This is a genomic window from Pseudofrankia coriaricola (genome assembly GCF_032027725.1).
In the GTDB taxonomy this organism is placed as follows: Bacteria; Actinomycetota; Actinomycetes; order Frankiales; family Frankiaceae; genus Pseudofrankia.
This window is the reverse complement of sequence record NZ_JASNFO010000113.1, coordinates 1-7,713: the sequence shown is the minus strand read 5'-3', so window position 1 is coordinate 7,713 and position 7,713 is coordinate 1. Positions and strand designations below refer to the sequence as shown.

The window sequence follows — 7,713 nt, the reverse complement described above, 5'->3', positions numbered from 1 at the left end:
CCCGGCCGGGCGCGGGCCCCCGCCGCCCCCCCCCCGCCGCGGCCACAAAACCCCACGGGGCTGTACCGAGTTGTCGGGACGCTGACCCGCGTCTTCCGGGTTCTCTCCTCATGCGGGGGGTGCCCGCCTGTCCTGCCTCTGGGCGCGGGTCGGCGCGGCCGGGCTGAGGGCCCGTGCCCCGGCGGTGAACCTCGGCCACGGGTGCCGAAACCCTGGGCTGGGCCGAGCGCACAGGCACCGACCCGCCCCTTCCGGGTGAGCCTGCGGGCGGCCCGGCGTGGCGTCCCGCCGACCGGGCGGGCGGTTTGCCAGGGTAGGACGGGGTGTCGACGGACGGACGCGCCCATGGGTGCCGGTGGTTCCGGAGGTGGCCGTGATGGGCGTCGAGGCCCGGGCTGGGCGGCGATGACCGGTCGGCACCATGGGTGACACGTCCTCGCTGGGGGGCGGGCTGTCGGTGGCGCGGTCTAACCTTTCAGGTGTCGCCATGGGACGCGCCGGACCGCCGGAATCGTCCCACGTGAGGCCCACCCGTCAGACGTACAAAAGCAAATGCCGCTCCAATCCCGCGGTGCCGGCGTCCCCCGCGCCAGCCGCGGTCGACACGGTCAAGTAGAAGTCTGTATGACCTAAGTGAGGGATAACGAAGCCAGAGCAGCATCCCCAAGCCTCAAAGCCTAAGAACCTTGATCTGTTCGAGGGCGGGCCGACGGGTCCGGTGAGCCCGGGCCGAGCGCGGCGGCGCCCAGGACCGCATCTCCGGGAGGGTCGGCCCGACGATGTCCAGTTCCTTGTCATTCCTCGGTCGTGACATGGCGGTCGACCTCGGCACCGCCAACACGCTCGTCTACGTACGCGGGCGTGGGATCGTGCTCAACGAGCCGAGCGTCGTCGCGATCAACACCACCACCACGGGCATCCTCGCGGTCGGTACCGACGCCAAGCGCATGATCGGCCGAACGCCGGGCAACGTCGTCGCGGTCCGCCCGCTCAAGGACGGCGTGATCGCCGACTTCGAGACCACCGAGCGGATGCTGCGCTACTTCATCCAGAAAGTGCACCGCCGCCGGCACTTCGCCAAGCCCCGGCTGGTCGTGTGCGTGCCGAGCGGCATCACCGGCGTCGAGCAGCGGGCCGTCAAGGACGCCGGCTACGAGGCGGGCGCGCGCCGGGTCTACATCATCGAGGAACCGATGGCCGCCGCGATCGGCGCGGGCCTGCCGGTGCACGAGCCGACCGGCAACATGGTGGTCGACATCGGCGGCGGCACCACCGAGGTGGCGGTCATCTCGCTCGGCGGCATCGTGACCAGCCAGTCCATCCGCATCGCCGGCGACGAACTGGACACGGCGATCATCTCCTACGTCAAGAAGGAGTACTCGCTGATGCTCGGCGAGCGCACCGCCGAGGAGATCAAGATGGCGATCGGCTCGGCGCACAAGATGCCGGACGAGCCGAGCGCCGAGATCCGTGGCCGCGACCTCGTCACCGGCCTGCCGAAGACGATCGTCGTCACCGCCGAGGAGATCCGCAAGGCCGTCGAGGAGCCGGTCAACGCGGTCATCGACGCCGTCAAGGTCACCCTGGACCGCTGCCCGCCCGAGCTGGCCGGCGACATCATGGACCGCGGCATCGTGCTCACCGGCGGCGGCGCGTTGCTGCGTGGCCTCGACGAGCGGCTGCGCAACGAGACCGGCATGCCGATCCACATCGCCGACAACCCCCTGCACTCGGTCGCCATGGGCTCCGGCAAATGCGTCGAGGAGTTCGAAGCCCTCCAGCAGGTCCTCATCTCCGAGCCCCGTCGCTGATCGGGCCGTCAGGGGTGGACCCTGCTCGCCGCCCTTGGGCGGCTTCGCCAAGGGCCCGCTCAGCAATATTGCTCCGGGGGGCCGTTCCCCCAACTGTCCGCTGGCGCGGCCAGCCGGGGACCCCTGCGTCCGGACCCCCGGTGTCGGGCTTCGCCCGACCTTAGGGGTCGTCGTGATCAGGGGGTTGGGTCGTATTGCTCCGGGGGCGACCCCCTGCCCCCGATGTCGGGCTTCGACCGATCTTGGGGTCACCGCGATCAACCTTTGGGTCACCGCGATCAGAGGGTTGGGCCGAAGGCGGGGTGAAGTCGTTTTCCGCGACTGCGTCCGGTTGACGGAACAATTGCGCTCTGGTCGAACAACGTCCCAGGAAATCGCCGGCCGTGGGAACCCGGGGGCGGGCTGGTTCGTCGGTGCCGGCGGGCGATAGGGCAGCACCGGGGCGGCGTGAGCTGGCGCCGAGCCGCCTCGCGGGGCACGGGAATGTCGGGTCGGGCGATGCCCGGAATGGCGACGTCGGGCTGAGGACGGTGAGGAGTTGTCGTGGGACGTGACCTGAAGCGTTCCCGGCTGGTCGTCGCGGTCCTGCTCGTCATCACGTTCGCGCTGATCACGATCGACTACCGGACCGGCGAGAGCTCCGGCGGGGCGCGCGGCGTCGTGCACACGGTCGTCGGCGGCGTCGAGAGCGGCGTGACCACGGTCGTGCGGCCGATCGGGCGGACGGCATCCTCGCTGCTGCACCCGAACCGCTACCACGACCGCGCCGACGAGCTGGCCAAGGAGAACGCCGACCTGCGCCGCCAGCTCGCCGACGGGGACGAGGTCACCCGGCAGGCGTCCGAGCTGTCCGCCCTGCGGCTGCTCGCCGACAAGGGCCAGTACACGATCGTCCCGGCCCGGGTCATCGCCATCGGTGACGTCAGCGGCACCGACTGGACGGTCACCGTCAACGCCGGCAAGGCCGACGGCCTGGCCGCCGACAAGATCGTGATCAACTCCAAGGGCCTGGTCGGCACGGTCGTCTCGCTGACCGACCACACCGCCGTCGTCCGGCTCTTCTGCGACCCGCGCAGCCGGATCGGGGCCCGGCTGGAGGGCACCCAGCTGCTCGGCTCCGTCGCCGGCGGCTCCGGCCCGAACACGCTCGTCTTCACGCTGTACGACGCCTCGTACCGGGTCCGGCCCGGCGAGCGGCTCGTCACCTTCGGCAGTCTCGACTACGTCGCCGGCGTGCCGATCGGCGAGGTCACCAAGGTCACCGACGCGGACGGGCTGTCGAGGACGGCCGAGGTGAAGCCGTACGTCTCCGTCGGCACGCTCGACCTGGTCGGCATCGTCGTCGGCAAGCCGCCCACCGACCCTGGCGACCGGGTGCTGCCGCCGCGCACCGCGCCGGCCGGGGAAGGCGGGACCAGCGGATGAGCGTGCAGCTGTTCGAGCCCGACCACGAGGGCGAGGTCCACCCGCTGACGTTCGCCGCGCTCACGGCCGTGCTGCTGGCGGCCGCGATCGCGCAGGTGAGCGTGGTGGCGAGAGTGCCGCTGCCGGGCGGCCATCCGGACCTGGTGCTGTTGCTGCTGGCCACGGCCGCGCTCCTGGAGGGGCCCATCGCCGGCGCGCTGCTCGGGTTCGTCGTCGGCCTGTTCGGCGACCTGCTGTCCACCCACGTGCTCGGCCGGTCGGCGCTGGTGTGCTGCCTGCTCGGCTACCTCGTGGGCCTCCTCGCCGACGCGACCGAACGGTCGGTCGCGATCGCGCTGGTCGTCGTGTCCGGCGCGGTCGCCGGCGCGACGATCGCGAACGTCGCCGTCGCCGGCCTGCTCAGCGACGGCGCCGCCGGCACCCCCGGTCAGGCGTTCCAGCGCGCCCTGGTGGCGGCGCTGTACGCGGCGCTGCTGACCCCGTTCCTGTTCCCGGCCATGGCGGCCGGCGTGCGCCGTACCAGGCGGGCGAGGCGGTCGTGACGGGCGTGGCGGGCGGGAGACGGCCGTGAACGACGGGATGCGCGTCCGCATCGTCGTGCTGCGGGTGCTCGCGGTCTCGCTGCTGGTGACGCTCGGCGCGCGGCTGTGGGTGCTGCAGATCCTCGACGGCGACCGCTATCGCAAGGTCGCCGAGACCAACCGGGTCCGGGAGGTCGTCAGCTCCGCGCCGCGCGGCATGATCCTCGACGACCAGGGCGAGCAGCTCGTGCGCAACCGCAGCTCGCTGGTCATCTCGGTGAACCGCTCGACGACCGACCGGCAGCGCGACGCCGGCAAGGCGGTCTTCGCGTCGCTGTCGTCGGTGATCGGCATGTCCGTCGACGACATCGAGAAGAAGATCCGCTTCTGCGGGCCGAAGATCCCCCAGCCGTGCTGGAACGGCTCGCCCTACCAGCCGGTGCCGATCGCCAAGGACGTGAGCCCCGCCCAGGCGCTCGCGATCATCGAGCACCCCGAGCGGTTCCCCGGCGTCACCGCCGACCTGCAGGCGGTCCGCGAGTACCCGTTCGGCTCGCTTGGCTCCCATGAGCTCGGCTACCTGGCGCCGGTCAGCCAGGACCAGCTCGACCGGCAGGCCGCCGACCTGAAGAAACAGGGCAAGGACCCCGAGGCGACGCCCGGCGCCTACCACCTCAACAGCCTGGTCGGCGTGTCGGGGCTGGAGTCCGTCTACGACTCCGAGCTTCGCGGCGTCGACGGCGTCGAGGGGCTGGAGGTGGACCGGTTCGGCAGGGTCTCGGGCACCGCGTCGAACTCCGCGCCCGTCCCCGGCGACCACCTCGTGCTCAACCTGGACCGCGGCGTGCAGGCCACCGCGGAGGAGGCGCTGCGCTCGACCCTGGACAAGCTGCCCGGCGGGGCGCGGGCCCGCACGGCCTCGGCGGTGGTGCTGGACGTCAAGACCGGCGGCGTCGTGGCCCTGGCCAGCCTGCCCTCGTACGACCCGTCGGTGTTCGTCGGCGGGGTCTCCCAGCAGGACTACGCGGCCCTGTCCGATCCGGCCAACGGAATCCCGCTGCTCTCGCGGGCCTACCAGGGCTCCGGCGCCGTCGGGTCGACCTTCAAACCGGTGTCGACCTCGGTCGCGATGGCCAAGCTCGGCGCGAAGCCGAACCAGAACTTCGACTGCGCGCCGACGCTGCAGATCGGTGGCCAGACCTTCCACAACTTCGAGGGGTCGTCCGCCGGCCCGATCACCCTGCACCGGGCGCTGGTGATCTCCTGCGATGTGATCTTCGACAAGTTCGCCTACGACGAGTGGCTGCGCGACGGCGGGCTGCGCAACGGCAAGGGCCCCTATCCGGCGCCGGCCGAGAACTTCGTGAAGATGGCCGAGGCGATGGGCTTCGGCGCGCGCACCGGCATCGACCTGCCGGGCGAGACCTCCGGCAGCATCGTCGACCGGGACGCGGCGAAAGCCAACTGGGAGGAGCTGAAGGGCTCCTACTGCGAGCGGGCGAAGAACGGCTACCCGGACGTCAGGGACCCGGCGACGGCCAAGCGCTACCAGCAGTACGCCGCCGAGGCCTGCGTCGACGGCTACCTGTACAACGCCGGCGCGGCCGCGCAGTTCGCCATCGGCCAGGGCCAGTACCTGTCGATCAGCCCGCTGCAGCTGGCGGCTGCCTACGCGGCGATCGCCAACGGCGGGACGCTCTACGAGCCCCAGCTCGCCAAGGCCGTCGTCTCCCCGGACGGCAAGGTCGTCAAGCGGTTCGAGCCGGTTGTGAGGAACAAGCTGCCGGTCCCGCCGGAGGTGCTGGCCTATATTCGCGACTCACTGCACGGCGTGACCACCGAGGGCGGCGGCACGGCGACCGGCGTCTTCGCCGACTGGCCCAACAACGTCATCCCGGTCGGCGGCAAGACGGGCACCGCCGAGGTCGAGGGCCACGAGGACACGTCCTGGTTCGCCTCGTTCGCGCCGGTGAACGACCCGCGCTACGCCATCGTCGTCTCCATTCCGGACTCCGGCACCGGCGCCACCTACGCCGCGCCGGTGGCGAAGGCGATCTACCAGGCGATCTTCGGCGTCGGCCGCCCGGCGGAGCTGCCCGGCGGCCTGCCGCCGTCGGCGCTGCCCGCGGTCGGCCGCGACGCCTCGCTCGCGCCGGCCCCGGCGGACGCGACGGGCGGGGCGGCGGTGACCCCGGGCCCGGCCGCGGCGACCCCACCGCCCGACGGCGCCTCCCCGCCGGCCGCCGGCGGCGCGCGCGCCGTGGCTCCGGCGGCCCTCACCACGTCCCCCGCGGCGGCCACTGACGCGGCCGTGGGGCCCACTAGCCCGTCCGCCGGGCCCCGCGCGCCACCAGCCGGCTCCGCCGGGTAACCGGCGGACGTCATCCGACGGGGGGAAGAACGCGCACGCGCCCCGGCCCCAGTTCCAGGCCCGGTGGGCGCAGGCGCAGGCGCGGGCGCGGGTGCGGCACGGACCCGGATCCGGGAGGAGGAACCGTGGACGAGCTCGGATCGACCGCGCTGCGGTCGTCGCCGGTCGCGCTGCGCGGCAGGATCGGGCAGCTGCGCGACCGGGCCTCCGGACGGCACTCGCCGCTCCGCCGGCTCGACTGGGTGCTGATGGGCGCCGTGCTGGCGTTGTCCGTGCTCGGCGCGCTGCTCGTCTGGTCCGCGACCCGTCAGCGGCTCGCGGACGCCGGCGCCGACCCGAACGACTTCCTCAAGCGCCACCTGCTGAACCTGGCGATCGGCCTCGTGCTCGCCACGGGGGCGATGCTGCTCGACTACCGGCTGCTGCGTGCCTATGCCCCGTTCGTCTACCTGGGCTCGTTGGTAGGGCTGGTCGCTGTGCTCCTCGTCGGCAGCACGATCAACGGCGCGCACTCGTGGATCGTGCTGCCCGCCGGCTTCCAGCTGCAGCCGTCGGAGTTCGCCAAGGTCGCGCTGATCGTCGGCGTGGCGATGATCCTCGGCGAGAAACGCGACAGCCGCGAAGGAGTGCGCTCGACGCGCCCCGGTGACGTCGACGTGATCGTCGTCCTCACGCTCACGCTGGTGCCGATCGGCCTGATCATGCTGCAGCCGGACTTCGGCACCGTGATGGTGCTGGTCTTCGTCATCCTCGGCATGCTGGCCGTCAGCGGCGCGCCACGGCGCTGGGTGCTCGGGCTGCTGCTCGGCGGCGTCCTGTTCGGTGCGGCGATCCTGCAGTTCCACCTGCTCAAGCCCTACCAGGAGGCACGGCTCACCTCGTTCGTCTCGGCCGACGCGGCCAGCAACTCGACCACCGGGTACAACGTCGACCAGGCCAAGACGGCGATCGCCAACGGCGGGATCTTCGGCCGCGGCCTGCTGCACGGCCAGCAGACCCAGGGGCAGTTCGTGCCCGAGCAGCAGACCGACTTCGTGTTCACCGTCGCCGGCGAGGAACTCGGCTTCGTCGGTGCCGGCGGGGTGCTGGCCGCGCTCGGGGTGGTGCTGTGGCGGGCGCTGTCCATCGCCAAGGACTCCGACGACTCCTTCGGCGCGCTGGTCGGCACCGGGGTGGTGTGCTGGTTCGCGTTCCAGGCGTTCGTCAACGTCGGGATGACGTTGGGCATCATGCCGGTTACGGGCCTTCCGCTGCCGTTCGTCTCCTACGGCGGCTCGGCGATGTTCGCGAACATGCTGGCCGTGGGCCTGCTGCAGAACGTGCGGCTCAGGTCGCGCACAGACCCGTACGCGCTGTGACATTGGTTCGCTCCGTCCGGACGGCGCGCTCCGGCCCCTTACTCGCTTCGCTCCCAAGGGACCTCCGCGCGCCGTCCTCCTGCGCTCACGGGCGCTCCGGCGACCTCCGCTGCGGCCCAACCACGTTCGCTTCGCTCCGTGGCTGGGCCTCCGCGGAGGCGCGCCTCCGCGCCAGCACGGTTGCGTGCCGCTTGAACGCCGCCGACCCCACCCAGCCTCGGACTGGT

The 7,713-nt window shown here is 72.1% G+C and carries 5 protein-coding genes; all 5 read left to right on the top strand.

Annotated elements, in window-relative coordinates; translation table 11 throughout:
• Positions 1-779: 779 nt before the first annotated feature.
• The 5 genes from QOZ89_RS41390 to rodA all read left to right on the top strand — a co-directional run bounded on the left by QOZ89_RS41390 (position 780) and on the right by rodA (position 7,486).
• The gene (locus tag QOZ89_RS41390; protein ID WP_071048608.1) at positions 780-1,811 is read left to right on the top strand and encodes a rod shape-determining protein; all 1,032 of its coding nucleotides are present in this window, start codon (positions 780-782) and stop codon (positions 1,809-1,811) included.
• 543 nt (positions 1,812-2,354) lie between these two features.
• Positions 2,355-3,236, top strand: coding sequence for a rod shape-determining protein MreC (gene mreC, locus QOZ89_RS41385; RefSeq protein ID WP_083418556.1), 882 nt, complete (start codon positions 2,355-2,357; stop codon positions 3,234-3,236).
• Positions 3,233-3,778 (top strand): rod shape-determining protein MreD, encoded by a 546-nt coding sequence (gene mreD / locus QOZ89_RS41380; protein WP_071048609.1) that lies wholly within the window; start codon positions 3,233-3,235, stop codon positions 3,776-3,778. Before mreC ends, mreD begins: the two co-directional genes overlap by 4 nt.
• A 25-nt stretch (positions 3,779-3,803) precedes the next feature.
• A complete protein-coding gene (gene mrdA, locus QOZ89_RS41375; RefSeq protein ID WP_071048610.1) occupies positions 3,804-6,128 on the top strand; it encodes a penicillin-binding protein 2 in 2,325 nt (774 codons plus the stop codon).
• A gap of 125 nt (positions 6,129-6,253) precedes the next feature.
• Positions 6,254-7,486 carry a rod shape-determining protein RodA gene (rodA, locus tag QOZ89_RS41370; protein ID WP_071048611.1) on the top strand — a complete coding sequence of 411 codons (1,233 nt, stop codon included), beginning with the start codon at positions 6,254-6,256 and terminating at the stop codon, positions 7,484-7,486.
• Positions 7,487-7,713 lie beyond the last annotated feature (227 nt).